The following is a 24,787-nucleotide window of genomic DNA, read 5'->3' as shown; positions in this document are numbered from 1 at the left end:
TTTTCATTGGCGCGTCAGCGCCGATGCCGAGTTTCTCTCAGCCGTTCTTTCAGACCTTTTCGCCGATGGCCGGTGTCTGCACGGTGCCAGCCTGCTCGGCCAGATAGCTGTCGCGGATCTTGCGCCGGGCGAAGAGGCCGCCGATGCCAAGCAGCAGGGCGATGGCGCCGACGATCAGCGTGCCCTTGTCCGTGGCGCTCGATGCCGCGGCCTTGTCCTTCACTTCCATGATCTTCTGCACATCGGCCAGCGACACCACGGGCTTGCCCTTGAGCTTCACTTCGTAGACCAGGTTGTTGTCCGAAGGATCGACGCGCACCTCGACGGCCTCGTCGATCAGCGGCTCGAGCTTGCTGCGGCCCACCGCGTAGTCGACGCGCCATTTCTCCGTGTTGCCGTCGGCCAGCTTGGCGTCGAGCACGAAATAGCGGCGCGTGGTGCTGCCGCCGCGGCGGCGCTTGGTGGTCTCGGTGACTTCGCTGCCGCTGACGATCGTGCCGCTCTTCGCGACCAGATCTTCCACGGCGGTGCCGTGCGTGTCCGAGCTCGCCTTGAACTGCGCATATCCCGCCCAGCCCAGGATGCCGATGCCGAACACCAGCGCGATCCACGCCTTGCCCGTCAGCTGATAGAACCAATCCCTCATGTTGTTTACCTTTTTGGTGAGTTGATAACCCATCAATGGTAAGGGTTGTGATGCTATCGAATCGGTAGCTGAAGAGCGAGATTGGGCGAGGGATTAGAGCCTTTTAGGCAGAAAGAATTCATCGAAGATCGCGAGCACGCCGGGGAAGTCGCGGGCGAAGTTCGGGCGGTTCACGAAGTAGGCCTCGCAGGCCACCGCGAAGAACTCGCTGATCGACGTGGCGCCGTAGGCATCGAGCCACGGCGCCTCGGTGCCGAAGCGCTCCGCCTTGATGGTCTGCTCGCGGAAATCGTCATAGGCGGGCTGCAGCACGGCCATCCAGGCTGCGCGGGCTGCGCGCGAATTGCGCTGGCCCGCGAAGCCGGGCGGCAATGGCGGGCAGCCGTTGGCGTCGCCGCCGCGCATGTCTATCTTGTGGGCGAACTCGTGGATGACGACGTTGTAGCCGCGCTCGCTGGTGATGCTGCTGGCCAGCACGTCGTCCCAGCTCAGCATGACGGGACCGCGGTCCATGGCCTCGCCGGCGACGACTTCGCCGTATTCGTGCACCACCTGGGCTTCGTCGATCACCTTGCGCCGTGCCACCACCTCGGAGCGGTGCACGACGATGCCGACGAAATCGTCGTACCAGTCGAGCCCGCCCTTGAGATGCAGCACGGGCAGCACGGCCTGCGCCGCGATGGCCAGTGCCACTTCGTTGGTGATGGTGAAGCCCTTCGCGCCGTGGAACTCCTTGTCGCGCAGGAACTCGGCCGTGAGCGTTCGCAGCCGCTGGCGGTCGGCATCCGGCAGCGCTCCCAGGAAGGCATAGCGCCTGAGCGTGGCCTGCCAGGCGGCTTCGGGAATCGGGGGCAGGGCGCGCAGGCGGCGCAGCCACTTGAACATTGCTGGCGGCGGCGCGGCTAGCGCAGGTCGACGCGCTGCGCGCCGGCGGCGGACAGGCAGAGGAGTTGCGCGCGCGGCGGATGCGCGTCGGCATCCCAGTCGCTCAGCACGATGCGGCGCAGGCCGTTGCCCAAGTCGTGGTCGGCCGGGCGGTGCGTATGGCCGTGCACCAGCGCATGGGCGTTGGCGCGATGCAGCCAGTCGCGCGCCGCGGCGGTATCGACGTCGGCCCAGACCATCGACGGATTGCGCTTGCGGTCTTCGCTCTGCACGCGCATGGAGCGCGCGAGCGCACGGCGCTCTTCCAGCGGCCGGGCGAGGAATGCGGCCTGCCACCCGGGCGTGCGCACCTGCGCGCGGAACTTGAGGTACTCGGTGTCCTCGAGGCAGAGGATGTCGCCGTGGCTCAGCAGCCAGCGCTGGCCGTGCAGCACCAGCACCGTCGGGTCATCGAGCAGGGTGAGGCCGCATTGCGCGGCGAACGCGGCACCGACGAGAAAGTCGCGGTTGCCGTGCATGAAGAACACCGGCAGCCGCTGTGCGGTCTGGCGCAGGAGCTCGGCGCATTGCGCCTCGAAGCCGGGCTGGGTGGCGGAATCGTCGCCCACCCACACCTCGAACAGGTCGCCGAGGATGATGAGGGCGTCCGCCGGCGTGGTCTGCAGGTAGCCCTGCCAGGCCTCGAAGGTGGCTGGCTCGCCGGCCTGCAGGTGCAGGTCGGAGATGAGGTCGACCGTGCGCCACGCGGGCGGCGCCACCAGCTCCGAAAAGGCCGGGTTCGCCACCGTGCTCATGCCGCCGCCGCTGCTGCCGAGCCGAGCCGGTCGCCGGTCATTCGGCGATGACGACGGCCTTTTCGATCACGACGTCCTCGAGGGGCACGTCGTCATGGAAGCCCTTGCGGCCGGTCTTCACGCCCTTGATCTTGTCGACCACCTCGGCGCCCTTGGTGACCTTGCCGAACACGGCATAGCCCCAGCCCTGGGCCGTGGGGGCGGTGTGGTTCAGGAAGCCGTTGTCTGCCACGTTGATGAAGAACTGGGCGGTGGCCGAGTGGGGCGCGCTGGTGCGGGCCATGGCCACGGTGTAGTTGTCGTTCTTCAGGCCGTTGTTGGCTTCGTTCTGGATCTCGGCGTCGGTGGGCTTCTGCTTCATGCCGGGCTCGAAACCGCCGCCTTGCACCATGAAGCCGGGGATCACGCGGTGGAACACCGTGTTGTCGTAGTGACCCTTCTTCACGTACGCGACGAAGTTCTCGGCCGACTTCGGCGCCTTGTCGGCGTCGAGTTCGAGCGTGATCACGCCGAGGTTCTTGATGTGCAGTTCGATTTGGGGATTGCTCATGAGAGGACTCCTACTTGAAAGGGATTACTTCGCCACCACGGTGGCGGACTTGATGGTGACGGCCTCGAGCGGCACGTTCTGCATGCCGCCCTTGTTGCCGGTGGCCACCGCGCGGATCTTGTCGACCACGTCGGTGCCGGCAACGACCTTGCCGAACACGGTGTAGCCGTAGCCGTCGGGGTTGGGGGCGTTGAGCGAGTCGTTGTTCTTCACGTTGATGAAGAACTGCGAGGTCGCCGAGTTGGGGTTGCCGGTGCGGGCCATGGCGATCGTGTACTTGTCGTTCTTCAGGCCGTTGCTGGCTTCCAGCGGAATGGGAGCGCGCGTGGACTTTTGCTGCAGGTCGGCCGTGAAGCCGCCGCCCTGGATCATGAAGCCGTCGATCACGCGGTGGAAGACCGTGCCGTCGTAGTGCTTGTCCTTGACGTACTGCAGGAAGTTCTCGACCGTCTTGGGTGCCTTGGCCTCGTCGAGCTCGACCACGATGTCGCCGGCCGAGGTGGCGAGCTTGACGCGCGGCGTTGCCGATTGCGCGTGGCCGGTGGCGGCGAACGCGAAGGCTGCGGCCAGCACGAGGGCGCCGCGGCGGCTGAAACGGGAGAGGGAGTTGATCGTCAAATGGAGCTCCGTTTGCGGATGAGGGAACGGGGCCGCGCGGTGGGCGCCATTGCGGCGCCCGGAACGGCGGCGACTGGCTGCTTACTTGCTGGTGCGGCCGACCGGCTTGCGGATGACCACGGGTGCCGCGGGCAGGGCCGCCGCCTCGGCCTCGGTCTTCGAGGTGAAGATCTGTCGGATCAGCGCGAGCTTGGGCGCAACGCTGGCGTTGGTGCTGGCGAACTGCTGGGCGCGCACGTATTCCTGTGCCGCGAGACGCGCGTACACGTCGCCGAGGTTCTCGTGCGCCGTGGCGTAGTTCGGGTTGAGCTTGAGTGCCTGCTCGAGGGCGGCGCGCGCCTGGTCGAACTTGCTCTGCGACGCATACAGCGCGGCCAGGTTGTTGTAGGGCTCGGAAAGCTCGGGGAAGTCCTGCGTGAGCTGCGTGAAGGCGATGATGGCCTCGGCCTGCTTGTTCTGCTCGGTGAGGATCACGCCGCGCAGGAAGCGCATCTGCGGATCGCGCGGCTTGCCGGCGATGTAGGTGTCGGCCTTGGCGAGCGCCTCGTTCGACTTGCCTTGGCGCAGCAGCGCGTTCACGTCGTCGTACTCGTTCGCATGGGCTGCGGAGCCCCAGAGGCCGAACAGCAGTGCGAAGGCAATGGAGAGTCTGGAGAATGCGGCGTGCTTCATGAAGCCTCGACGGAAATGGGGGGAGATGAAGGCTTGCGGGCTTGGGGAACACCCGGACGCTGCGCGGTGGCAGCCGTTTATACTTGCCCGGATTGTAGCCGAGGGGCCATGTCGACCCCCTCGCGACCACAGTCCCCGTCACCCCTGAAAAACACCGTCTTTCGCCCGTGCCGCACGCGCGCGAAATGACGCTTTCCGAATCTCATGAGTCTGCGCATCTACAACACGCTGTCGCGTGAATTGGAGGATTTCTCCCCATTGCAACCGGGAAAGGTGCGCATGTACGTCTGCGGCATGACGGTCTACGACTACTGCCATCTCGGCCATGCCCGGTCGATGATCGCCTTCGACATCGTGCAGCGCTGGCTCAAGTCGAGCGGCTTCGACGTGACCTACGTTCGCAACATCACCGACATCGACGACAAGATCATCCGCCGCGCCGTTGAAAACGGCGAGAGCATCCGCGCGCTGACCGACCGCATGATCGACGCGCTGCACGAGGACGCCGACGCGCTCGGCATCGAGCGCCCCACGCACGAGCCGCGCGCCACCGACTACATCCCGCAGATGCTCTCGATGATCGGCACGCTCGAGAAGAAGGGCTTGGCCTATCGCGCCGAGAACGGCGACGTGAATTATGCGGTGCGCAAGTTCCCGGGCTACGGCAAGCTCAGCGGCAAGTCGATCGACGAGCTGCATGCCGGCGAGCGCGTGGCCGTGCTCGACGGCAAGGACGATCCGCTCGACCCGGTGCTCTGGAAGAGCGCCAAGGCCAGCGAACCCGAAGAGGTGAAGTGGGCCAGCGAGTTCGGCGCGGGCCGCCCGGGCTGGCACATCGAGTGCTCGGCCATGGCCTGCGAACTGCTCGGCGAGACGCTGGACATCCACGGCGGCGGCGAGGACCTGCAGTTCCCGCACCACGAGAACGAGATCGCGCAGAGCGAAGGCGCGAACGGCAAGCCGCTGGCCAACTACTGGATGCACAACGGCTTCATCGTGACCGACAACGAGAAGATGTCCAAGAGCCTGGGCAACTTCTTCCTGATCCGCGACGTGCTAAAGAAGTACGACGCGGAGACGATCCGTTTCTTCGTGCTGCGTGCGCACTACCGCCGTCCGCTGAACTACAGCGACGTGCACCTCGACGATGCACGCGCCTCGCTCAAGCGCCTGTACACGGCGCTCGACCTCGTGGCACCTGCCGACGTGAAGATCGACTGGGCCGACCCGCACGCAGCGCGCTTCAGGGCCGCGATGGACGAAGACTTCGCGACGCCCGAGGCGGTGGCGGTGCTCTTCGAGCTGGCGGGCGAAGTGAACCGCACGCAGTCGGCCACGCAGGCCGGCCTGCTGAAGGCGCTGGGCGGCTGCCTGAACATCCTGCAGGACGACCCAAAGGCCTTCCTGCGCGCCGGAACAACGCTCGACGAAGCCACCATCCAGTCGAAGATCGACGCGCGCGCCGCCGCCAAGGCAGCGAAGAACTTCGCCGAAGCCGACCGCATCCGCCAGGAACTCCTCGAGCAGGGCATCGTGCTCAAGGATTCGCCCACGGGCACGACCTGGGCGGCCGCGCAGTGAACGGAACGACGAACCCCATGCCCGCCCCCAGGAAGTCCAGCGTCACGATCTACACGCCGGACTATTGGGAGGAGGCATGCAAGCATCTCTCCCGGAAAGACCGCGTCATGAAGCGGCTGATTCCGAAGTTCGGCGACGCCTGCCTGGAGTCGCGCGGCGACGCGTTCACCACGCTCGCGCGCAGCGTGGTCGGCCAGCAGATCTCGGTGAAGGCCGCCCAGTCGGTCTGGGACAAGTTCGCCGCGCTGCCGCGCAAGCTGACGCCGGCCAACGTGCTCAAGCTCAAGGTCGACGACATGCGCGGAGCAGGGTTGTCCGCCCGCAAGATCGAGTACCTCGTCGACCTGGCCCTGCATTTCGACTCGGGCCTGGTGCACGTCGATGCATGGAAGGACATGGACGACGAGCAGATCATCGAGGAGCTCGTGGCCATCCGGGGCATCGGCCGCTGGACGGCCGAGATGTTCCTCATCTTCCACCTGATGCGCCCGAACGTGCTGCCTGTAGACGACCTGGGGCTGCTCCACGGCATCAGCGTCAACTACTTTTCGGGCGATCCGGTCAGCCGCAGCGATGCCCGCGACGTCGCAGTGGCCTGGGCGCCTTATTGCAGCGTGGCGACTTGGTATATTTGGCGATCGCTGGACCCCGCTCCAGTCGCGTACTAGCAACACCCCCAGGCTGCGCGCACTTCGTGTCGCTTCGCCAACCCCCTCAAGGGGGCAACACCTGCGGCCCGGCGAAGCCGGTTCCGCGGTGTTCCTGGAATGGATGCGACGGACTTGCGGGCAGCAAACTGAAATAAACAGGAGAAGACGTTGGCGAAACGAACCTTCCTCGACTTCGAGCAGCCGATTGCCGAGCTCGAAACAAAGATCGAAGAATTGCGTTATGTGCAGACCGAATCCGCGGTCGACATCTCTGAAGAAATCGATCAGCTCGGCAAGAAGAGCCAGCAGCTCACCAAGGACATCTACAGCGACCTGACGCCCTGGCAGATCACCAAGATCGCACGGCATCCGGAGCGCCCCTATACGCTGGACTACGTCAATGAAATCTTCACCGATTTCGTCGAACTGCACGGCGACCGTCACTTCTCGGACGACCTGTCGATCGTGGGCGGTCTCGCTCGCTTCAACGGCGTGCCCTGCATGGTCATCGGCCACCAGAAGGGCCGCGACACGAAGGAGCGCACCGCGCGCAACTTCGGCATGAGCAAGCCCGAGGGTTACCGCAAGGCGCTGCGTCTGATGAAGACGGCCGAGAAGTTCAAGCTGCCGGTGTTCACCTTCGTGGACACGCCCGGCGCATACCCCGGCATCGACGCCGAGGAACGCGGCCAGTCGGAAGCCATCGGCCGCAACATCTTCGAGATGGCGCAGCTCGAGGTGCCGATCATCGTCACGATCATCGGCGAGGGCGGCTCCGGCGGCGCGCTGGCCATCTCGGTCGGCGATCAGCTGCTGATGCTGCAGTACTCGATCTACTCCGTGATCAGCCCCGAAGGCTGCGCTTCCATCCTCTGGAAGACAGGCGAGAAGGCGCAGGAAGCAGCCGATGCGCTGGGCATCACCGCGCATCGCCTGAAGGCGCTGGGCCTGGTCGACAAGATCGTGAACGAGCCCGTCGGCGGCGCGCACCGCGACCATCGCCAGATGGCTGCGTTCCTCAAGCGCGCCCTCAACGACGCCTTCCGCCAGGTCAGCGACCTGAAGCCGAAGGAACTGCTGGAGCGCCGCTACGAGCGCCTGCAGAGCTACGGCCGCTTCAACGACACCAAGGCCGAGAGCGGCGGCAGGTAATAGGCGGGCGCTGTCATGAACTCCGCTTTCGAACGCGCCATTGCCGCGTTCGAGCCGGCGCACTGGCCGCTGGCGGTGGGGTTCAGCGGAGGCGCCGATTCGACGGCCTTGCTCGCTGCCTGCGCATTGCGCTGGCCGAGGCAGGTGGTCGCTTTCCATGTGCATCACGGGCTGCAGGCCGCGGCCGACGGATTCGAGCAGCATTGCCGCTCGACCTGCGAGCGGCTGGGCGTGCGCTTGATCGTCCATCGCGTCGACGCGCGGCATGCGCAAGGCGAAAGCCCTGAGGATGCGGCGCGGCGCGCGCGCTATGCGGCGTTTGCGGAAATGGCACGCAACGGGGAGGGCGGGGCAGCCATCCGATCCGTGGCGCTCGGGCACCATGCCGACGATCAGGTCGAGACGCTGCTTCTTGCGTTGTCGCGTGGCGCGGGCTTGCCGGGGCTGGCTGCCATGCCGGCGCATGCACGGCGCAATGGCCTTGACATCTACAGGCCGCTGCTCGGGGTCGCGGGCGCCGAGATCCGCGAATGGCTGGCCGGCCGTGACCTCCAGTGGATCGAGGACCCGACCAACGACGACGCGCGCTACACGCGCAACAGGATCCGCTCCGTGCTGCTGCCCGCGTTGGAGCAGGCCTTTCCCCAATTCCGCGCCACCTTCGCGCGCAGCGTGGGCCACGCCGCACAGGCCCAGCAGCTGCTGAACGAGCTGGCGGCCCAGGACCTGGAAAGCGTGGGGAGCCCGCCGCGCATCGCCACTCTGCAGACGCTGACGTGCGCGCGCCAGGCCAACCTGCTGCGCCACTGGCTGATGCAGTCGCACGGCTGCGCGCCCAGCGCGGCGCAGCTCGACCAGCTGCTCGAACAGGTCCGCGCGTGCACCACGCGCGGCCACCGCATCCATCTCAAGGTGGCCGCCGGTTTCGTCGAGCGGAAGGGCGATTTCCTGCATTGGTACAATGCCCCGCCCTCGCCGAAGACTTCGCTCTGACCGCTTGCAGGGCGCCGCCTATCCAGCGGCCCTTTTCTTTTCTCTGAATTCACCCATGGCATTGATCGTTCACAAATACGGCGGTACGTCGATGGGCTCGACCGAGCGCATCAAGAATGTCGCCAAGCGCGTCGCCAAGTGGGCGCGCGCAGGCCACCAGATGATCGTGGTTCCGAGTGCCATGAGCGGCGAGACCAACCGCCTGCTCGGCCTGGCCAAGGAACTGGCGCCCAGCAAACCGGGCGTGGCCCACAACCGCGAGCTCGACATGCTGGCTTCCACCGGCGAGCAGGCGTCGTCGGCCCTGCTGGCCATCGCGCTGCAGGCCGAGGGCGTCGAGGCCGTGAGCTACGCGGGCTGGCAGGTTTCGGTCCGCACCGACAACTCCTACACCAAGGCTCGCATCGAGAGCATCGACAACGAGCGCGTGATGGCCGACCTGAACGCCGGCAAGGTGGTGGTCATCACCGGCTTCCAGGGCGTGGACGACGAGGGCAACATCACCACGCTGGGCCGTGGCGGCAGCGACACCTCGGCCGTGGCCATCGCCGCGGCGATGAAGGCGAACGAATGCCTGATCTACACCGACGTCGACGGCGTCTACACGACCGACCCGCGCGTCGAGCCCGATGCGCGCCGCCTGACCACCGTGAGCTTCGAAGAGATGCTCGAGATGGCGAGCCTGGGCTCCAAGGTGCTGCAGATCCGCTCGGTGGAATTCGCCGGCAAGTACAAGGTGCCGCTGCGCGTGCTTTCGAGCTTCACGCCGTGGGACATCGACATCAATGAAGAGGCCAAGTCCGGCACGCTGATCACTTTCGAGGAAGACGAAAACATGGAACAAGCCGTCGTATCCGGCATCGCATTCAACCGCGACGAAGCCAAGATCTCGGTGCTCGGCGTGCCCGACAAGCCGGGCATCGCGTATCACATCCTCGGTGCCGTGGCCGACGCCAACATCGAAGTCGACGTGATCATCCAGAACCTCAGCAAGGACGGAAAGACCGACTTCAGCTTCACCGTCCACCGCAACGAATACGCGCGGACCATCGACCTGCTGCAGTCGAAGGTGATGCCCTCGCTGGGCGCGACCGAAGTGGTCGGCGACACCAAGATCTGCAAGGTCAGCATCGTCGGCATCGGCATGCGCAGCCACGTGGGCGTGGCGAGCAAGATGTTCCGCGTGCTGAGCGAAGAGGGCATCAACATCCAGATGATCTCGACCAGCGAAATCAAGACTTCGGTCGTGATCGACGAAAAATATATGGAATTGGCAGTGCGCGCACTGCATAAAGCCTTCGATCTGGATCAGCCGGGCGCCTAAGTAGTGGCATAATCTCGGCTTCTTTCAGGAACTGTGACCGAGTGGCCGAAGGTGCTCCCCTGCTAAGGGAGTATGGGGTGTAGAGCCTCATCGAGGGTTCGAATCCCTCCGGTTCCGCCAAGTTGATGAAGCCCCGTCGATCGTTTGATCGACGGGGTTTTTTCTTTTGCCCTGTGACAGATCGGGTCGCCCAGCCTAGCGCTTGCCCGAAGCCTGGGCCTTGCGCATCTCGGTGGTCGTGACGCCCGCGAAGCCCCAGTTGTCGGTGTCGATCTCCTCGATGGTGATGTGGGTCCACTCCGGCGGCTTGTGCAGTACGCGCTCCAGCGTCTCGGTGACTTCCTTGATCACCTGGGCCTTCTGCTCGGCGGTGTTGCCCTCGCGGGTGATGCGGATGCTGACGAATGGCATGGTGTCTTTCTCCTTTTGACGTGCGGATGAAGGATGAAAAAAAGCGCCTCAGCGGCCCGCGCTGAAGCCGCCGTCGACCGGCAGCACGGTGCCGGTCACGAAGTCCGCGTCGACCAGGTAGAGCACCGCGTCCGCGATCTCGCCCACGCTCGCGATGCGATTGAGCGGCGCCAGCTTGGCCAGGAAGTCGTGCGACTGCGGCGCATGCATCGGCGTATCGACCAGGCCCGGCGCGACGGCGTTGACGGTGATGCCGTGCGGTGCCAGCTCGAGCGCCAGCGCGCGCGTGGCGTCGTTGACGCCGCCCTTCAGCGCGACCGCCAGCAGCGCCGGCACGCCGCTGTGCGGCTGCATCGCCAGCGCGGCCGTGATGTTGACGATCTTCCCTTGCTTGCGCCCGATCATGTGGCGGGCCGCCTCCTGCGACGCGTACAGCACGCCCTTCAGGTTGGTGCCGATCTGTTCCTCGATCTGTTCGGGCGTGAACTGCACGAAGGGCTGCGCGGCAAAGATGCCGGCGTTGTTCACCAGCACGTCCACCTTGCCGAAGCGGGCGATGGCTTGCTCGAAGACATTCTTCGCGGACTCGGGCTGGCCGGCATCGCCCGCGACGGCGAGGAAGCGGTCTCCCGCATCGAGCGTGCGGGCCGCGGCCTGCAGGCGATCGGCGGAGCGGCCGGTGCCGACCACGTTGTAGCCCCGCTTCAGGAAGGCATCGGCCAGGCCCAGGCCGATGCCGCTGCTGGCGCCGGTAATGACGACGGTGTTCTGTTCAGACTTGCTCATGGAGTACCTCGGATGGGTTGGGTTTCAGGGAGGCCGGTGGCTCTTTTTCTGTGCGCCCACCGGTTGAGTGGGACTTTATTGACAACGTCATGCGCAAAAAATAGGCTCCAGAGCACTTGTATTGATACATGGCGTAATGAATATGCACCGGCAATTCGACGATGTGCTGCTGGGCAGCATCGAACTGTTCTGCCTCGCCGCGGAGTCGGGCAACTTCACCGCGGCAGCCAGCATCGCGGGCGTCACGCCCGCGGCGGTCAGCCGGTCGGTCTCGCGCCTCGAAAAGCGCCTGGGGGTGCGCCTGTTCGTGCGTTCCACGCGCAGCAGTCGCCTTACCGAGGCAGGCCGGGAGTACTTCGAGCAGTGCCGTGCCGCGCTCCAGCAACTGGTCGAGGCGGAGCGCAAGGTCACCGGCGAACAGGTGCAGCCCAGCGGCACCATCCGCATCAGCGCACCCACCACCTACGGGCACCACCGCCTGCTGCCGCTGCTGCCCGCGTTTCGCGCGCAGTACCCGCTGATCCGCGTGGAGGTGCACGTCAGCAACCGCAATGTCGACTTTCGCGAAGAGAACTTCGACGTCGCGATCCGCCTGCGGGCTCAGCCCGATTCGACGATGGTGGCCCGGCACCTCGAAGATGCCGAACTGGTCGTCGTCGCCAGCCCCGGCTACCTCCAGCGCGCGGGCCGGCCCACAACGCTCGCGGACCTGGCGCAGCACGAGTGCATCCAGTTCGACCTGCCCAGCAGCGGCAGGCAGATCGCGTGGCTGTTCATGGAAGACGGCCGCGAGAAGGAAGTCTTCTCCACGGGCCACTACAACTGCGCGGAGGACGTGCTCGCCGGCGTGACCCTGGCCAAGGCCGGAGCGGGGCTCTTCCAGGCCTATCGCTTCACGGTCGAGAAGGAGCTGGCCAATGGCGAGCTGGTCGAGGTGCTGCAGCCCTTCGGCGGGCGTTCACGTCCCGTCAGCCTGATGTACCCGCATGGCCGCCTGCTGCCATCGCGCGTGCGGGCATTCATCGACTTCCTGGCGGAGCGCGGGCAGGGCGAGACTCCCCCGTCCTGAGCAAGGCATCGGCTTGCGCGCCTGCCTCACGCACCGGACAGCTCGGGAAAGCCGGCCAGCACCGTCCTGCAGCGGTCGCAAAGCATTCCCTGCTCGGCATCGGTGTCGTCATGCACCGAGGCGTCGTGCCTCCAGCACCTCATGCAGCGCAGCGACGCGGTGCGCCTGACTTTGACGTCGACCTTGTCGGCCTCCTTCAAGGTCACGTCGGCAACGATGAAGATCGACGCCAGCTCGGCGCGCAGGAACGAAAGCGATCCGACGATCTCGGCTGGCGCCTCGATGACAACGCTCGCTTCGCCCGAGCGGCCGATGCTCCCGGACGAGCGGACATCCTCGATGGCCTTCATCACGCTCGGTCGGAGCTGTCTCGCGTGCCGCCAGAACTCGGCAGCCTCCGGATCGTCCGTAACCGGCGGCACGGCCTCGTCCCAGGTGTAGAGGAACACGCTGTCGTCCCCGGCGGACGATTCGTGCAGCACTCCCCAGGCTTCCTCGGCCGTGAAGCTGAGGATGGGGGCCACGAGCAGCAGCAGGTTCTCCAGGATGACGTGCAGCGCCGTCTGCGCGGAGCGCCTGTCGCGGCTGTCGCGTGCGCCGGCGTACAGCCGGTCTTTCAGTACGTCGAGATAGAAGCCGCCGAGTTCGTCGGCGCAGTAGCCGTGCACCAGCCGTGTGACGGCCACGAAGTCGTAGTCGCGGTAGCCCTTGCGGCATTGCTCCGCCAATTCGCGGCAACGGGCCAGAGCGTGCCGGTCGACGCTTTCGAGATATTCCACGGGCACCCGGTCGGCGCCCGCATCGAAGTCCGACACGTTCAGCAGCAGGAAGCGGATCGTGTTGCGGATGCGCCGGTACATCTCGACGACGCGGTCCAGGATCTCTTCCGAAACTGAGATGTCCGTCGAGTAGTCCGTGCTCGCGATCCACAGCCGGATGATCTCCGCGCCCCGCGTTCCGGCCACCTGCTGGGGGCTCACCGTGTTGCCCAGCGACTTGCTCATCTTCTTGCCGTTTCCATCGACGGCGAAGCCATGGGTCAGCACGGCCTTGAACGGCGCGTGGCCGTCCGCCGCGCAGCCCGTCATGAGCGAGGAGCCGAACCAGCCCCTGTGCTGGTCGGAGCCCTCCAGGTACAGGTCCGCCGGATGGCCGTGCGCGTCGGGGCGCCGCGGGTCCCGGTAGACGGTTGCGTGGATGGAGCCGGAGTCGAACCACACGTCGAGGGTATCGGACAGCTTCTCGAACTCCGACTCATCCACGCCCAGGTCCGCGGGACTCAATCGAGTCCAGGCGGAAATTCCTTCGCGCTCCACGCGCCGCGCCACTTCCTCGATGAGGCGTGAGGTCTCGGGGTGCAGCGAGTTGTCGCTGCGCCTGACGAAGAAGGCGAGCGGAACGCCCCAGGCGCGCTGCCGCGAGACGCACCAGTCGGGCCGGCCGTCGATCATCGCTTCCATGCGCGAGCGGCCCGAAGCGGGGTAGAACGGCACGTCCCTGATCGCCTCTCGCGCGGTCTCGCGCAGCGTGCGCGCATCGCCCGTCGCGGGATGGTCCATGGCAATGAACCATTGCGTCGTCGAGCGGAACAGGATCGGCGTCTTGTGGCGCCAGCAGTGAGGGTACGAATGCTCGATGCGCTCCTGCCTGAGCAGCGAGCCATCCGCCTTCAGAGTTTCGAGAATGGCCTTGCTGCCTTCCTCGAGCGACATGCCGCCGATGGCAGGCAGGCTCGCCACGAAGCGGCCGGCACCGTCGATCACGTTGTCGCCGGCGATGCCGAGGCCGCGGCACAGCTCGAAGTCTTCCGCGCCGTGCGCCGGCGCGAGGTGCACGAGGCCGGTGCCGGTCTCCAGCGAGACGAAGTCGGCGGCCACCACGGGCACGTCGACGTCCCGCAGCGGATGCTTCAGCACGAGGCCGACGAGGTCCGCGCCGGGCGCGACCGCGCAGAGCTCGTGCTCGACACCGAAGGACTGCAGCAGCTTGCCGCCGGTCTCCGCCGCCATCACCAGCATGCCGTCGGGCGAGTCGTACAGGCCGTAGCTGGCCTGCGGGTCCAGGCCTACGGCCGCGTTGCCGGGCAACGTCCACGGAGTCGTGGTCCAGATCACCACGCGGGCCTGCCTGCCGGGCGCGATGGCAAGGCTGAAGCGCGCCGCGAGGTCGGCCGCATCCACGACCCGCTGCCCCACATACGCGGTCGTCGATCGCTTGTTCGCGTACTCCAGCTCCGCCTCGGCCAGGGCCGACTGGCAATCGACGCACCAGTTCACCGGCTTCTGGCCGCGAAACAGAAGGCCGCGTTGCCGGATGCGGTCGAGAAAGCGGATCTCATTGGCCTCGGTCTCGAAATCCATCGTGCGAAAGGCGTTGTCCCAGTCGCCGAGCAGGCCCAGGCGCAGGAAGTCCTTCTTCTGGCTCTGCGTCTGCGAAAGGGCGTATTCGCGGCACAGCTGCTGCACCTGCTCGGTCGGCAGGCCCCGGCCGTTCATCTGCTCGATGCGGTGCTCGATGGGCATGCCGTGGCAGTCCCAGCCGGGAATCCACTGCGAGTCGAAGCCGTCGAAGAAGCGGCTCTTGAAGACCATATCCTTGAGCACCTTGTTCACCGCGTGCCCGATGTGGATGTCGCCGTTCGCATACGGCGGGCCGTCGTGCAGGATGAACGGCGGGCGTCCCGCCGCCGCGGCGCGCATCCGCTCGTAGATGCGCAGCCGCGCCCAGCGCTCGACCAGCGCCGGCTCGCGCCGGGGCAGGTCTCCCTTCATCGGGAACGGGGTCGTCAGCAGGTTCAGGGTGCTCTTTAGATCTGGCATGTGGCGTGGTGTTTTCTTTTTCGAGAGAGACGATTTGTTGATCGATTGATTGGTCGAGCGATCGGTCGCGTCGGCCTCAGTCCCTGTTGCGCAGGGCCGAGCCGGCGGCCAGCAGCGCGACCAGGCTGGCCGCCGCCGCGAACACCACGTACCAGGCCGGAGCGAGCGGATTCCCGGTCCGCGCGATCAGCGCCGTTGCAATGAACGGCGCGAAGCCTCCGAAGATCGTGACAGCGAAGTTGTAGGCAATGGAGAGACCCGTGGACCTCACCTCCGGTGGATAGAGCTCGGCCATCGCAGCGGGCGCGGGGCCGGTGAAGCCGGCGATCAGCACCGCGAAGACCAGCAGCACGATGGTCAGGGTCGACGGGTTGGGCACGGCCGTGAGGAGCCACAGCGCCGGATAGGCCAGCACGAGGATCGCGGTGGCGAAGCCGATCAGCAGGGGCCTGCGGCCGATCCGGTCCGACAGCGCGCCGAAGAAGGGCGCCAGCACCACCAGCACCATCAGCCCCGCGCCGTTGGCCCACAGCGATACGCTCTGCGGCAGCTTCAGCGTGCGCACCGCATAGGTCGGCATGTAGACGAGGAAGAAATACGTGCACACCGTCCACACGATGGTCACGCCGAAGCCGGCAATGATTTCCTTGCGGTAGGAGCCGAGCGCCCGCTTCAGCGGGGAGGCCTGGCCGTGCTGGCCCTGGGCCGCCTTGGCCTGCACGAAGCTCTCCGACTCCTGCGTCCGGGTGCGGATGTACCAACCCACCGGGCCGATGACGAGTCCGAACAGGAACGGAATCCGCCATCCCCACGCCTCGAGCTGCTCGGGCGTCAGCACGTCGGTGAGCGTCGCGCCGAAGACCGAACCCAGAAGCAGCGCGCCGGCCTGGCTCGCCTGCTGCCAGCTTGCGAAGTAGCCCCTGCGCCCCTTGGGCGCGTGCTCGACGAGGAATGCCGTCGCGCCGCCGACCTCGCCGCCGGCGGAGAAGCCCTGGATCAGCCTCGCCACCACGATCCACGCAGGCGCCCAGAGGCCCGCGTCGGCGTACGTCGGCGCGAAGCCGATCATGGCCGTGCCCAGCGCCATCAGCAGGATCGTGGTCGACAGCGCAGCCTTGCGCCCGCGCGAGTCGCCGAGCGCGCCCAGCACGATCGCACCGATCGGCCGCATCACGAACCCCACGCCGAAGGTCGCGACCGTCAGCAGCAGAGAGGAGGTCTCGTCGCCCGTGGGGAAGAAGAGCCTTGAAATGGTGAGCGCGAAGAAGCCGTAGACGGCGAAGTCGAACCACTCCAGCGTGTTGCCGATGACCGCCGCAAGAATCGTCCGGCGCCTGGCGTCGTGGGTCTGCACGCCTTGCGCCACGTGGGCGCCGGGGGCGAGCGGAGAGAAATTGCTGGTGGCGTCCGCCAGCGCGGCTGCGTCGATGTTTTTCATGCTGTCTTGAGAGTTGAAGTGAGACGGGCGGCGGGCTTGGCCAGCGCCCAGGCGCCGGCCGACTGCATGAAGCGGTCGGCCGCCTGCAGTTGCGATGCGGCGATCCATTCGTCGGGCTGGTGGGCCTGGGCGATGGAGCCCGGGCCGCACACCACCGTCGAGATGCCGACCTGCTGGAAGAAGCCTGCCTCGGTGCCGAAGGGCAGCTCCGCCTCGGGCCAGAGGGCGCCGAGCTCGCGTGCCACCGAGACGGCCGCGTCGTTGTCGCGCGCCGAGAGCGCCGGCACGCCTGCGACCTGCGAAGCCTCGACAGTGACGCCCGCGGGAAGGTCGGCCAGCGCTTCGCGGACCGTGCTGCGCACGAGCTCGGCTGTCGCTTCGTCCTTCGGGCGGAACTCCCACAGCACTTCGCAGCAGCCCGGCACGATGTTGATTGCCGTGCCTCCGTCGATGCGGCCGATGTTGATCGTGGCTTCGCCGCCCTGGTCCGCCAGGCGGCGCCGCAGCCCGGCCAGGCGGGTGACCAGGTATGCCGCCGGCTCGATCGCGCTGGCACCGAGCGACGGGTCGCTCGAATGCGCGGGCAGCCCGGTGAAGATGGCCCGGTGCCCGAAGAAGCCGCGGTGCCTCACGCCGACCCGCATTTCGGTCGGCTCGCCGATGATGGCCAGCGCAGGCGCTGGCACCTGGGCCTTCAGTTGCTCCACGAGCTGCGGAACGCCGAGGCAACCGATCTCCTCGTCGTAGGAGAAGGCCAGGTGGATCGGCCGGCGCAGCCGTTGCCGCCGCCATGCGGGCACGGCCGAGAGGCTGGCGGCGATGAAGCCCTTCATGTCCGCCGCGCCGCGGCCGTGGAAGCGGCCGTTGCGCTCGGCCAGCGCGAAGGGACTCGAAGTCCAGTTCTGGTCGGTCACGGGCACGACATCGCTGTGCCCCGAGAGCACCATGCCGCCGGCAATGTCGGGACCGATGCTGGCGAGCAGGTTCGCCTTTCGCTTGTCGTCGCTGTGCACGAGCTGCACCTTGACGCCGTGCCCCGCGAGGTAGTCGGCGATCCAGTGGATCAGGTCGAGGTTGGAGCGATGCGAGGTCGTGTCGAATGCCACCAGGGCGCGAAGGATCTCGATGGTGTTCATGCGACACGCTCGGCAAGAGTGTTGTTGCCGCCGCCGCGGACGCCGCCGGCCGGATGCAAGGGATGCCCGGGCTGTGCGGGATGTCCGCCCAGCCGCTCCTGCACCAGCTGCATGGCCGCGGAATGGGTCGGCGTGCCGGTGCGGGAGGCGAGTTCGAAGATCCGGTGCAGCGTGGCGCCGATGCCTTCCACCTGCGCATCCACCTTCGCGGCGTTGAAGCCCTCGTGCTCCGACGCCACGCGGATCAGGCCGCCCGCGTTGATGACGAAGTCGGGCGCGTACAGGATCTCCCTGTCGCGCAGCTGCCTGCCGTGTTCGTCGCGCGCAAGCTGGTTGTTGGAGCCGCCCGCGATCACCCGGAACTTCATCTGCGGCAGGGTCCGGTCGTTCACCACGGCGCCCATCGCACAGGGCGCGAACACGTCGGCCCGCACGGCGTAGATCGCGTCGGGCTCCACCACCAGCGCATCGAATTCGGCGGAGGCCTTGTGCGCGAGCGTCGCGTCGATGTCGGTCACGACCAGGTGCGCGCCTGCATCGGCGAGCAGCCGGCAGAGGTTCCAGCCGACGTTGCCCAGGCCCTGCACGGCCACCGTCAGCCCGCGCAGGTCGCGACCGAGCCGGTGCGCGACGCTGGCCACGATGCCGTGATAGACGCCCAATGCAGTGGTCGGCGAGGGATCCCCCGTGCCGCCCAGTGCCACCGGCAGGCCGACCACGTGCCGCGTGCTCTGCCTCACCCAGGCGAAGTCGTCGACGGTAGTGCCCACGTCCTCGGCGGTGATGTAGCGGCCGCCGAGGCGGTTGACTGCCACGCCCATGGCCCGCAGCAGCTCGGGCGTCTTGCTCTTGCGCGGATCTCCGAGGATCACCGACTTGCCGCCGCCCAGGCCCAGCCCGGCGGCCGCGGCCTTGAAGGTCATGCCGCGCGACAGCCGCAGCACGTCGCGCAGGGCGGAGGCTTCGTCGGCGTACGGGTACATCCGGCAGCCACCCAGCGCCGGCCCGAGCCGCGTGCTGTGGATGGCGATGATGGCCCGCAGCCCGACCTTGTCATCGGATATGAAAACGACCTGCTCGTGGTCCGCGAAAGACTCGGTGGAGAAAACTGTCATCTGGTGCTTCTTGGATTTCGTGTGAACGAGTGCGGACCGGCTTCAATGCAAGGCCGCCGCATCAATGCCCGCGAAAGCAGGCTAGGAACAGCAACAGGCGACGTAGTCGTAGTAGAAGCTCCACCGGACGGACATCGAGATCCATGCCCGATAGAGGAAGGACTTCAGTGCTTGCTTGGCGAAATGATTGCGTCATGTGTTGGCCTCGCTTTGAGGTGCAGCATGACAGGTAGATTCGCCGCGATATTGGCGAAAATTTCTGCCTGATAAAGATCAGGCGGCAGATGACGGAGAAGGGCTTGTCTCGCTGCTGAAGCCAATCTCTTCGAGAAGCCTTTGGTACTCGGTGAGTCCGAGGTTCGTCAAGGATTGATGATTTTCAGGATCGACAATCATGCTGCTGTCGAAAAATTCGAAAACCATCGATTCAGCGAAGCGGTCGCTTGAAAGTTTGAATGGTGAATCCGAAGTTCCATCGGGAACCTCCGGTCCTGCATCCGGAATCAGGCAAGTCCAGACAAGACCGTGCCGCTCGACCGCAGGGAACATCGTGACCTTGAAGCAGTCCGCCGTCTTCGGCGCGAGCTTCTCCGGCACCTTCGTGCACTGGCCGTCGGAGCCGAATCGCAGGCCGTGATAGGCGCAGACGAGTTCTTCGCCTTCGACGCGGCCGCCGCTCAACGGCAGCCCGCGATGCGGGCACATGTCGCGGCCGACGCGGATGCCGTCGGGCATCCGGTAGATGACCAGCCGCAGGTTCAGCACCATCACCTGCCGGGGCCTGGCAAGCGCATCGTCGGCCCGGCAGACCGGAAACCACTGCCTCGCGAGAATGGGCCAGTCCTGCTCCGCGTAGGTGCAGTTCGAGGGCAGGAAGCCCTCGGGCAGGGGACGGGAGCTGGCTGCTTCGGGTGGTGCTTCGGCCGGCATGTCTTTCCGCCTACTTGAGCAGGCCGATCCGGATCCTGCGGTTGTGCTGCCCCTTGTTCTCGATCTTCAGGATGCGCAGCGGCGCCGATTGCGAAGTCTTCGCGAGATGCGTGCCGCCGCAGGCCTGCCGGTCGAGACCGACGATCTCGATGATGCGTGTGGTGCCGTCGTCCTGGGCAGGCGGCGCGACCGAGCGGCTGCGCAGCACGCCGGGCTCGAGCGAGAGCGCCGCCGCGTCGAGGTACACGGCATTCACCTGCAGGCCGTCGGAGATCAGGCTGTTGAGCTGAGGCTCGAGCTTGCGCAGCTCGTTGTTGTCGACGGAGGGCAGGTCGAAGTCGATGCGGGCCGTGCCATCGGCTGCCATCTGCACGCCTGTCACCAGCGAGCCCTCGAAGCGCTGGTAGACGAGCGCGTTGAGGATATGCAGGCCCGTGTGCAGCTGGCTCATCATGAAGCGGAAGTCCTGGTCGACGCTTGCGACCACCTTGTCGCCGGGGGCCTTGCCGATGTCCGATTCGTCGAAGACGTGCCAGGCGTTCCTGCCTTCCATCTCGATGCGGTCGATCTTCACTTCGCTGCCGTTCCACTGCAGCGTGCCGCGATCCGCCAGTTGCCCGCCGCCGCCCGGATAGAAGTAGGACTTGTCGAGAAGAACTGCGTTCGGTCGGCGTGCGATGACGTCCGCCTCGAACTGGAGGCGATCGGGTTCGATGTGGCAAAGATACTGGGACATGAATTCCTCGGGTTGTGCGGGATGCTTGATTGCTTTCTCAGGAAAAACGACGGGCCGTCACAATGCCGACCAGGATCACCACGGCGCCCACGAACTCGGTGACGCTCAGGTACTCGTGGAACAGATAGGCCCCGAACACGGTGGCTATGACGGGCTGGATCAGCAGGGTGATCGACGACATCGCGGCAGGCAGCTTGGCCAGCGCATAGGCGATGAGGCCTTGGCCGCCGACGTGCGAAACGACGGCCAGCGCCACCAGCATCAGCACGCCGTGGAGCGTGTGCGGCACGAGCGATTCGCCGCGCAGCAGCGTGATGGGCAGCAGCACGATGAAGGTGCCGACGCTGCTCCAGGCCATGACGGTCATCGTCCGGTAGTTGGAACGCACGAGGCTCACCGCCAGCAGATAGGAGCCGTAGAAGACGGCAGTGAGCAGCCCCAGCAGGTTGCCCGCCATGTAGCTGGAGCCGAAGTCGAGCCGATGGCCTATGAGGATGAACGCGCCGGTCAGCGCGAAGAGCATGCCGAACAGGAAGCCCGGCTTGAACCGCTTGCCGAGGAAGATCCTGGAGCCGAGGACCACGAAGATGGGCGCGAGGTTGGCCAGCAGGTTGGAGTTGGCCAGCGTGGTCAGCGTCATCGACCAGTGATAGAGCGCGAGGTTTCCCGAGAAGATGAAGCCAACGAGGATGAGCTTCACCGGAATGGCCGGCATGCGCTGCTGCCGGTCGGCGGGGGCGATGTTCGCGGGTACGGGTTCGGCCCTTGCCGCGAGCATGTCGAGCAGGAAGAAGATCGGGATCGCGAGCGCCACCCGGTAGACCGCGCTGGCGGTGGGAGGCAGTTCGCTGTGGCGCAGGAAGACGCCGCCCAGTGCCAATGCCGCCGCGCCCAGCAGCAGCGCGACGAACGAGAAGAAGCTGCTCTTCGAGGCAGCCGGTAGTGCGATGGTTGTCGTCATGTTCTGTTCGATACGACCGGGTCTCCATCGGTCGTATCGCTCGGTTTGTTGTGAATGATCTGGAGGACAGACATGGCGAAGGCGAGAAGCTAGGGCCGTAGTAGCGGCTCTTCGAATCCTTCGATCACCATGAGCTGCATGTCGACCGCGGCGTCTTTTCGCAACCCTCTTGCGTGGGTGTATTCGGGCGATTCGTAGAACTCCCTCGCCGCGTCCGCGGTCTTGAACTCGACAAGAACCACGCGCCTGTCGTCGTGAGCGCCTTCCAGGTGCATGCGCTCGCCTCCCCGCGTCAGGAACCTGCCGCCGAACTTCTCGACGATGCCGGGCGTGAGTTGCTTGTACTCGTTGTACTGGTCCGGATTCACGATGGACATCCGGCCAATCAGATAGGCGACCATGTGGCTACCCGACTCGCTTCAATGAACGCTGTGTCCGAGCGCGGAGAAGACGTCGTCGGCCGCCTTCAGACGTAGGCCACCTTGCGCTGCTGCGCCTGCGCCGCGACGCCGGACTGCAGCAGGGCCGCGTCCAGGATGTCCCAGAGGCCGGTCAGCGAGTCGAGGAAGTCGTCAGCGCCTTCGATGACCAGGTGCGCGTACTCCGTCTTCAGCGCGAGCTCGACGGCGGTGCGCGCGTTCTGCTCGTGGTGCTGCTCGGCGCCGACTTCGCCCCAGTGCTCCAGCAGGTAGTGCATCTCGGGCACTTCGAGATCGGCGTTGTAGATGCCGCTGTCCACCAGGCAGTACTTCTCGCCGGGGATCAGCTGCTGGTTCGAGATCATCTCCAGCGCCAGCGTGGTGCCGAGGTTGCGGTAGGTGTTCTCGATGTCCGTCAGCTTGCGGTGGTCGAACACGCCGATGGCCTTGCGGACCTGGGTGGTCAGGCCGGTCTCCATGTCGTAGCCGGGCAGGGAGCCGAGCAGCTGGTCGGAGAAGGCCTTCAGCTTCGCCTCGACCTTCTCCTGGTTGTAGAGGTCCGCGAAGACGGGCTGCTCGGCCGACTGGTTGACGATGTAGCCGGCCATGGTCGCCAACTCGGGGCCGTGGCCCGATTCGCTCTCGACGATTTCCTCGAGCAGCTCGCTTTGCCTGTGCAGCCCGTGCGCCTTCAGTGCATCGGGGAAGGCCCATCCAGGACGCGTCGACGCGCAGAAGCTCTGGATCTGGTGGAAAAGCGCCCCGACGACGGGCGGCTCCGGTTCGACCTTCGCCCAATTCTTGAAAATCGGGTGCGAATAGCAACGATGACTTTTAACTCTTTCGACCAGATCGGAAATGGTAACGCTCATTTCTTTCTCCTAATTACGGTTGGTTAAAAAATGCCACGAGGAAAAAACGAAGAATTGAATTTCTTGATTACTTGCTTGCCATCAGCATGCGCCCTCCAGGGTGATCGAGTACTTCGATCCGCACGTTGGAAAATCCCGCGCGGAACAATTTTTCAGTCCACTCTTCTTCGCTAAGAAGACGCCTGGACATGAAATGGTTGTGAAGGTGGTTGAATGCCGCCGCGAACGGCTTTTCCCAATTCGACTGGGCGACGGGAATTGCATCGACGATGATCAGAGTGCCCTTGATCGCATAGGCGCAGCAGGCGCGCAGCAATGCGTCGAGCGTCGCTTCCTCGGCCGGAAGCAGGTCGTGCATGACGAAGCCCGCGTGGATGATGTCGGCGTCCTTGATGAGGGACGCGTCTTCCACGAGCACCTGGATGGGGGCCGTCACGAATTGCAGCCGGTCGCTCATGCCGGCGTCCTTGGCGGCCTGCACGGCCTGCTCGGTGGCCGATGCGCTCAGGTCGATGCCCACGCCCGTGGAGCCCGGGATCTTGCGCAGCATGCGGATCAGGAAGCCGCCGGAGCCCGATCCAAGATCCACGATTTTCTTTGGTGCCATCGCGACGATGGCGTTCTCCGGCTGGGGATAGAAGGACTTTTCCCCCATCCACTTCGACGTGCGGGCGACCAGGCCGCCGCTGCGCGGGTACTTGGCCTGAGCTTCCTCGTTGCGTTCCGAGAATTCCTTCGCGTTGTTGATCAGGGGCGCGCAGGCGCGAAGCGCCCAGGAGAGGTACCCGACCTCGTTGATCAGCTCGTCGAAATTGCTGCCGACCTTGTAGGTGGGCGGTGCCTTGGTGCCGAGGTCCTCGATGATGCCGGCCTTGCTCAGCGAATCGAGGTAGGCCGAAATGACCGATTCCTTGATGCCGCAGGAGCGGGAAGCGGCTGCCGCGTCCACGATCGGCGATTTCTGGAGGAAATCGATGACTCCGTATTCAGCGCCTATTTCCAGCAGGATTGCAGAACCTGCGAGGGAAGAACCAGTAATGCCGCGATCAACATTTTGCATGGGTCACCTGTGGGTTAAACACTATTGAAAACGAACTGATTACTTTGCAATGGCCGAAACCATTTAGTTGCACGATAGTCAGGGTGCCGGAGGCCGTATTGGTAAAAATTGCGGCACAGCAGCAAGAGCCAAAAAAGAGAGCCGAAAGAATGCGGCCGGCCTGGCGAGGCCGGAACGGACGAGGTAAAGCCGACCCGGCGCGCATATGTCGCGCGAGGTGGTATCGGGAAAAGTGAAGGTGCCCCGGCGCGTATCGCGGGGAGCGAGTCAGGCTCTCGGCCTTTCAGTTGATCCGCGCGCGGACGTACTGCAGGGGCGTCATGCCGAAGGTGCGCTTGAAGTGCCGGGTGAGGGCGCTCTGGTCGTAGAAGCCGCTCGCGACCGCGGCCTCGATCAGGGGACGGCCCGCGGTGAGAAGACCGATGGCGGCCCTGAGACGCAGCTGCGTCAGGTACATGTGCGGCGTCAGGCCGATCGTCCGGTTGAATGCGCCGATCAGCTGGAAGGGCGTCAGGTCGGCCGCGGCCGCCATCTGCTCGAGGGTCAGGCGTTCCGCGAAGGCATCGCGCAGCAGTTCCAGCACCGGCGCGAGCACGCTCGCATCCGCCGGCACCGGAAGCACGCGCTGGCCTGGCTGCGCGTGGTTCTGGAAAAGCGTTCCGAAGCTATGGACGAAGAGCTCCTGCTGTCGCAGCGGATCCCATTGGCCGCTGTCTCCGTCGAAGGCCCGATGCAACTCCAGGAAGCAGGCAATGAGTTCCGGATCGTCGTAGATGTTGGAACCAAAGTATCGGGTCTGGTCGACTCCCAGTGTGCTCATCAGGTGCCTGATGCCCGGGTCGGCCAGGTAGAGCGCCCGGTATCGCCACCGGTTGCTGCCGCCCATGCGGCCCGAATGGGGCTCGGAAGGGTTGAAGACGAGCAGCGCCTGCTGATGCGCAATGCCGGTGCGGCCGCGGCTCTTGAATTCCGCGCCGCCCACTTCGGTGACCGCGATCACGAAGGAATGGTGCACGTGCGGCGCGTATTCGTGCGTGGTGAAGTCGGCGTGCAGCATGTCCATGCCGGGGATGCCGGATGCATGCCAGTAGCGCGACGTGTTCAGAGGGTCCAGCTTGGCCAACGAATACCTCCGTTTGGATCAGCGGTTGCAACGCACCCTTCGTTCAA

Annotated in this window: 25 protein-coding genes and 1 tRNA gene; 7 read left to right on the top strand and 19 right to left on the bottom strand. The window is 65.6% G+C overall.

What is annotated here, in order from left to right:
* Positions 1-49: 49 nt before the first annotated feature.
* The 6 genes from BMY35_RS20035 to BMY35_RS20010 all read right to left on the bottom strand — a co-directional run bounded on the left by BMY35_RS20035 (position 50) and on the right by BMY35_RS20010 (position 4,165).
* Complete coding sequence (locus tag BMY35_RS20035; protein WP_093202764.1) at positions 50-646, bottom strand: hypothetical protein; 597 nt, start codon at positions 644-646, stop codon at positions 50-52.
* A gap of 93 nt (positions 647-739) precedes the next feature.
* Positions 740-1,531: a M90 family metallopeptidase gene (locus BMY35_RS20030; protein ID WP_093202761.1), complete on the bottom strand. Its 792-nt coding sequence runs from the start codon at positions 1,529-1,531 to the stop codon at positions 740-742.
* 17 nt (positions 1,532-1,548) lie between these two features.
* Positions 1,549-2,325, bottom strand: coding sequence for a UDP-2,3-diacylglucosamine diphosphatase (locus BMY35_RS20025; protein WP_093202758.1), 777 nt, complete (start codon positions 2,323-2,325; stop codon positions 1,549-1,551).
* A 37-nt stretch (positions 2,326-2,362) separates the two neighbouring features.
* Positions 2,363-2,875: a peptidylprolyl isomerase gene (locus BMY35_RS20020; RefSeq protein ID WP_093202756.1), complete on the bottom strand. Its 513-nt coding sequence runs from the start codon at positions 2,873-2,875 to the stop codon at positions 2,363-2,365.
* A gap of 24 nt (positions 2,876-2,899) precedes the next feature.
* Positions 2,900-3,493, bottom strand: a complete 594-nt coding sequence (locus BMY35_RS20015; RefSeq protein WP_093202753.1) for a peptidylprolyl isomerase — start codon at positions 3,491-3,493, stop codon at positions 2,900-2,902.
* Positions 3,494-3,574: 81 nt separating this feature from the next.
* A complete protein-coding gene (locus tag BMY35_RS20010) occupies positions 3,575-4,165 on the bottom strand; it encodes a tetratricopeptide repeat protein (protein ID WP_093202751.1) in 591 nt (196 codons plus the stop codon).
* Positions 4,166-4,369: 204 nt separating this feature from the next.
* Here BMY35_RS20010 and cysS point away from each other — a divergent pair, with 204 nt between their 5' ends.
* The 6 genes from cysS to BMY35_RS19980 all read left to right on the top strand — a co-directional run bounded on the left by cysS (position 4,370) and on the right by BMY35_RS19980 (position 9,985).
* A complete protein-coding gene (gene cysS, locus BMY35_RS20005; protein WP_093202748.1) occupies positions 4,370-5,746 on the top strand; it encodes a cysteine--tRNA ligase in 1,377 nt (458 codons plus the stop codon).
* A 17-nt stretch (positions 5,747-5,763) separates the two neighbouring features.
* Positions 5,764-6,414, top strand: a complete 651-nt coding sequence (locus BMY35_RS20000) for a DNA-3-methyladenine glycosylase family protein (RefSeq protein WP_093202746.1) — start codon at positions 5,764-5,766, stop codon at positions 6,412-6,414.
* Between the two features lie 150 nt (positions 6,415-6,564).
* Positions 6,565-7,548: an acetyl-CoA carboxylase carboxyltransferase subunit alpha gene (locus tag BMY35_RS19995; RefSeq protein WP_093202743.1), complete on the top strand. Its 984-nt coding sequence runs from the start codon at positions 6,565-6,567 to the stop codon at positions 7,546-7,548.
* A gap of 15 nt (positions 7,549-7,563) precedes the next feature.
* Positions 7,564-8,541, top strand: a complete 978-nt coding sequence (gene tilS / locus BMY35_RS19990; RefSeq protein ID WP_093202740.1) for a tRNA lysidine(34) synthetase TilS — start codon at positions 7,564-7,566, stop codon at positions 8,539-8,541.
* Between the two features lie 55 nt (positions 8,542-8,596).
* Positions 8,597-9,865 (top strand): aspartate kinase, encoded by a 1,269-nt coding sequence (locus BMY35_RS19985; RefSeq protein ID WP_093202738.1) that lies wholly within the window; start codon positions 8,597-8,599, stop codon positions 9,863-9,865.
* 27 nt (positions 9,866-9,892) lie between these two features.
* Positions 9,893-9,985 (top strand) — tRNA-Ser (locus BMY35_RS19980).
* Between the two features lie 75 nt (positions 9,986-10,060).
* On the opposite strand, the gene BMY35_RS19975 is transcribed toward BMY35_RS19980, so the two are convergent.
* Together BMY35_RS19975 and BMY35_RS19970 are read right to left on the bottom strand one after the other, a co-directional pair.
* Complete coding sequence (locus BMY35_RS19975; protein ID WP_093202735.1) at positions 10,061-10,276, bottom strand: tautomerase family protein; 216 nt, start codon at positions 10,274-10,276, stop codon at positions 10,061-10,063.
* Positions 10,277-10,324: 48 nt separating this feature from the next.
* The gene (locus tag BMY35_RS19970; protein ID WP_093202733.1) at positions 10,325-11,062 is read right to left on the bottom strand and encodes an SDR family NAD(P)-dependent oxidoreductase; all 738 of its coding nucleotides are present in this window, start codon (positions 11,060-11,062) and stop codon (positions 10,325-10,327) included.
* A 142-nt stretch (positions 11,063-11,204) separates the two neighbouring features.
* Here BMY35_RS19970 and BMY35_RS19965 point away from each other — a divergent pair, with 142 nt between their 5' ends.
* A complete protein-coding gene (locus BMY35_RS19965) occupies positions 11,205-12,131 on the top strand; it encodes a LysR family transcriptional regulator (protein WP_093202730.1) in 927 nt (308 codons plus the stop codon).
* Positions 12,132-12,157: 26 nt separating this feature from the next.
* Here BMY35_RS19965 and ileS read toward each other — a convergent pair whose 3' ends face one another.
* The 11 genes from ileS to BMY35_RS19910 form a co-directional block, all read right to left on the bottom strand.
* The gene (ileS, locus tag BMY35_RS19960) at positions 12,158-14,950 is read right to left on the bottom strand and encodes an isoleucine--tRNA ligase (protein ID WP_093202728.1); all 2,793 of its coding nucleotides are present in this window, start codon (positions 14,948-14,950) and stop codon (positions 12,158-12,160) included.
* Between the two features lie 76 nt (positions 14,951-15,026).
* Positions 15,027-16,388, bottom strand: a complete 1,362-nt coding sequence (locus tag BMY35_RS19955) for an MFS transporter (RefSeq protein WP_093202725.1) — start codon at positions 16,386-16,388, stop codon at positions 15,027-15,029.
* Complete coding sequence (gene argE, locus BMY35_RS19950) at positions 16,385-17,524, bottom strand: acetylornithine deacetylase (protein WP_093202722.1); 1,140 nt, start codon at positions 17,522-17,524, stop codon at positions 16,385-16,387. The genes BMY35_RS19955 and argE overlap by 4 nt, the downstream gene beginning before the upstream one ends.
* The gene (locus tag BMY35_RS19945; protein WP_256228917.1) at positions 17,521-18,639 is read right to left on the bottom strand and encodes a Leu/Phe/Val dehydrogenase; all 1,119 of its coding nucleotides are present in this window, start codon (positions 18,637-18,639) and stop codon (positions 17,521-17,523) included. The genes argE and BMY35_RS19945 overlap by 4 nt, the downstream gene beginning before the upstream one ends.
* Positions 18,640-18,912: 273 nt before the next feature.
* Positions 18,913-19,569, bottom strand: a complete 657-nt coding sequence (locus BMY35_RS19940) for a Rieske 2Fe-2S domain-containing protein (protein WP_093202720.1) — start codon at positions 19,567-19,569, stop codon at positions 18,913-18,915.
* 10 nt (positions 19,570-19,579) lie between these two features.
* Entirely contained in the window at positions 19,580-20,305 is a 726-nt protein-coding gene (locus tag BMY35_RS19935; RefSeq protein WP_093202717.1) for an alanyl-tRNA editing protein, read from the bottom strand.
* A 37-nt stretch (positions 20,306-20,342) separates the two neighbouring features.
* A complete protein-coding gene (locus BMY35_RS19930; protein ID WP_093202714.1) occupies positions 20,343-21,266 on the bottom strand; it encodes a DMT family transporter in 924 nt (307 codons plus the stop codon).
* An 89-nt stretch (positions 21,267-21,355) separates the two neighbouring features.
* On the bottom strand, positions 21,356-21,667 hold the full coding sequence (locus BMY35_RS19925; protein ID WP_093202712.1) for a DUF1330 domain-containing protein: 312 nt from the start codon (positions 21,665-21,667) through the stop codon (positions 21,356-21,358).
* Between the two features lie 65 nt (positions 21,668-21,732).
* Positions 21,733-22,557 carry a hypothetical protein gene (locus BMY35_RS19920; RefSeq protein WP_093202709.1) on the bottom strand — a complete coding sequence of 275 codons (825 nt, stop codon included), beginning with the start codon at positions 22,555-22,557 and terminating at the stop codon, positions 21,733-21,735.
* Positions 22,558-22,624: 67 nt separating this feature from the next.
* Complete coding sequence (locus BMY35_RS19915) at positions 22,625-23,617, bottom strand: class I SAM-dependent methyltransferase (protein WP_093202706.1); 993 nt, start codon at positions 23,615-23,617, stop codon at positions 22,625-22,627.
* A gap of 283 nt (positions 23,618-23,900) precedes the next feature.
* Positions 23,901-24,740 (bottom strand): AraC family transcriptional regulator, encoded by an 840-nt coding sequence (locus BMY35_RS19910; RefSeq protein WP_093202703.1) that lies wholly within the window; start codon positions 24,738-24,740, stop codon positions 23,901-23,903.
* Positions 24,741-24,787 lie beyond the last annotated feature (47 nt).

It is taken from the genome of Variovorax sp. YR750 (assembly GCF_900109805.1).
GTDB classification, from domain to species: domain Bacteria; phylum Pseudomonadota; class Gammaproteobacteria; order Burkholderiales; family Burkholderiaceae_C; genus Variovorax; species Variovorax gossypii.
This window is presented reverse-complemented; position numbering and strand designations above follow the sequence as displayed.

What these genes read in the sequence shown, in the direction of transcription:
- argE (WP_093202722.1), bottom strand. Translation starts at nt 17,524, where the DNA reads ATGAACACCATCGAGATCCTTCGCGCCCTGGTGGCATTCGACACGACC.
- BMY35_RS19975 (WP_093202735.1), bottom strand. Translation starts at nt 10,276, where the DNA reads ATGCCATTCGTCAGCATCCGCATCACCCGCGAGGGCAACACCGCCGAG.
- BMY35_RS19930 (WP_093202714.1), bottom strand. Translation starts at nt 21,266, where the DNA reads ATGACGACAACCATCGCACTACCGGCTGCCTCGAAGAGCAGCTTCTTC.
- ileS (WP_093202728.1), bottom strand. Translation starts at nt 14,950, where the DNA reads ATGCCAGATCTAAAGAGCACCCTGAACCTGCTGACGACCCCGTTCCCG.
- BMY35_RS19915 (WP_093202706.1), bottom strand. Translation starts at nt 23,617, where the DNA reads ATGCAAAATGTTGATCGCGGCATTACTGGTTCTTCCCTCGCAGGTTCT.
- BMY35_RS20035 (WP_093202764.1), bottom strand. Translation starts at nt 646, where the DNA reads ATGAGGGATTGGTTCTATCAGCTGACGGGCAAGGCGTGGATCGCGCTG.
- BMY35_RS19965 (WP_093202730.1), top strand. Translation starts at nt 11,205, where the DNA reads ATGCACCGGCAATTCGACGATGTGCTGCTGGGCAGCATCGAACTGTTC.
- BMY35_RS20000 (WP_093202746.1), top strand. Translation starts at nt 5,764, where the DNA reads ATGCCCGCCCCCAGGAAGTCCAGCGTCACGATCTACACGCCGGACTAT.
- BMY35_RS19955 (WP_093202725.1), bottom strand. Translation starts at nt 16,388, where the DNA reads ATGAAAAACATCGACGCAGCCGCGCTGGCGGACGCCACCAGCAATTTC.
- cysS (WP_093202748.1), top strand. Translation starts at nt 4,370, where the DNA reads ATGAGTCTGCGCATCTACAACACGCTGTCGCGTGAATTGGAGGATTTC.
- BMY35_RS20010 (WP_093202751.1), bottom strand. Translation starts at nt 4,165, where the DNA reads ATGAAGCACGCCGCATTCTCCAGACTCTCCATTGCCTTCGCACTGCTG.
- BMY35_RS19925 (WP_093202712.1), bottom strand. Translation starts at nt 21,667, where the DNA reads ATGGTCGCCTATCTGATTGGCCGGATGTCCATCGTGAATCCGGACCAG.
- BMY35_RS19935 (WP_093202717.1), bottom strand. Translation starts at nt 20,305, where the DNA reads ATGTCCCAGTATCTTTGCCACATCGAACCCGATCGCCTCCAGTTCGAG.
- BMY35_RS19985 (WP_093202738.1), top strand. Translation starts at nt 8,597, where the DNA reads ATGGCATTGATCGTTCACAAATACGGCGGTACGTCGATGGGCTCGACC.
- BMY35_RS19970 (WP_093202733.1), bottom strand. Translation starts at nt 11,062, where the DNA reads ATGAGCAAGTCTGAACAGAACACCGTCGTCATTACCGGCGCCAGCAGC.
- tilS (WP_093202740.1), top strand. Translation starts at nt 7,564, where the DNA reads ATGAACTCCGCTTTCGAACGCGCCATTGCCGCGTTCGAGCCGGCGCAC.
- BMY35_RS19940 (WP_093202720.1), bottom strand. Translation starts at nt 19,569, where the DNA reads ATGCCGGCCGAAGCACCACCCGAAGCAGCCAGCTCCCGTCCCCTGCCC.
- BMY35_RS19945 (WP_256228917.1), bottom strand. Translation starts at nt 18,639, where the DNA reads ATGACAGTTTTCTCCACCGAGTCTTTCGCGGACCACGAGCAGGTCGTT.
- BMY35_RS20020 (WP_093202756.1), bottom strand. Translation starts at nt 2,875, where the DNA reads ATGAGCAATCCCCAAATCGAACTGCACATCAAGAACCTCGGCGTGATC.
- BMY35_RS20030 (WP_093202761.1), bottom strand. Translation starts at nt 1,531, where the DNA reads ATGTTCAAGTGGCTGCGCCGCCTGCGCGCCCTGCCCCCGATTCCCGAA.
- BMY35_RS19920 (WP_093202709.1), bottom strand. Translation starts at nt 22,557, where the DNA reads ATGAGCGTTACCATTTCCGATCTGGTCGAAAGAGTTAAAAGTCATCGT.
- BMY35_RS20025 (WP_093202758.1), bottom strand. Translation starts at nt 2,325, where the DNA reads ATGAGCACGGTGGCGAACCCGGCCTTTTCGGAGCTGGTGGCGCCGCCC.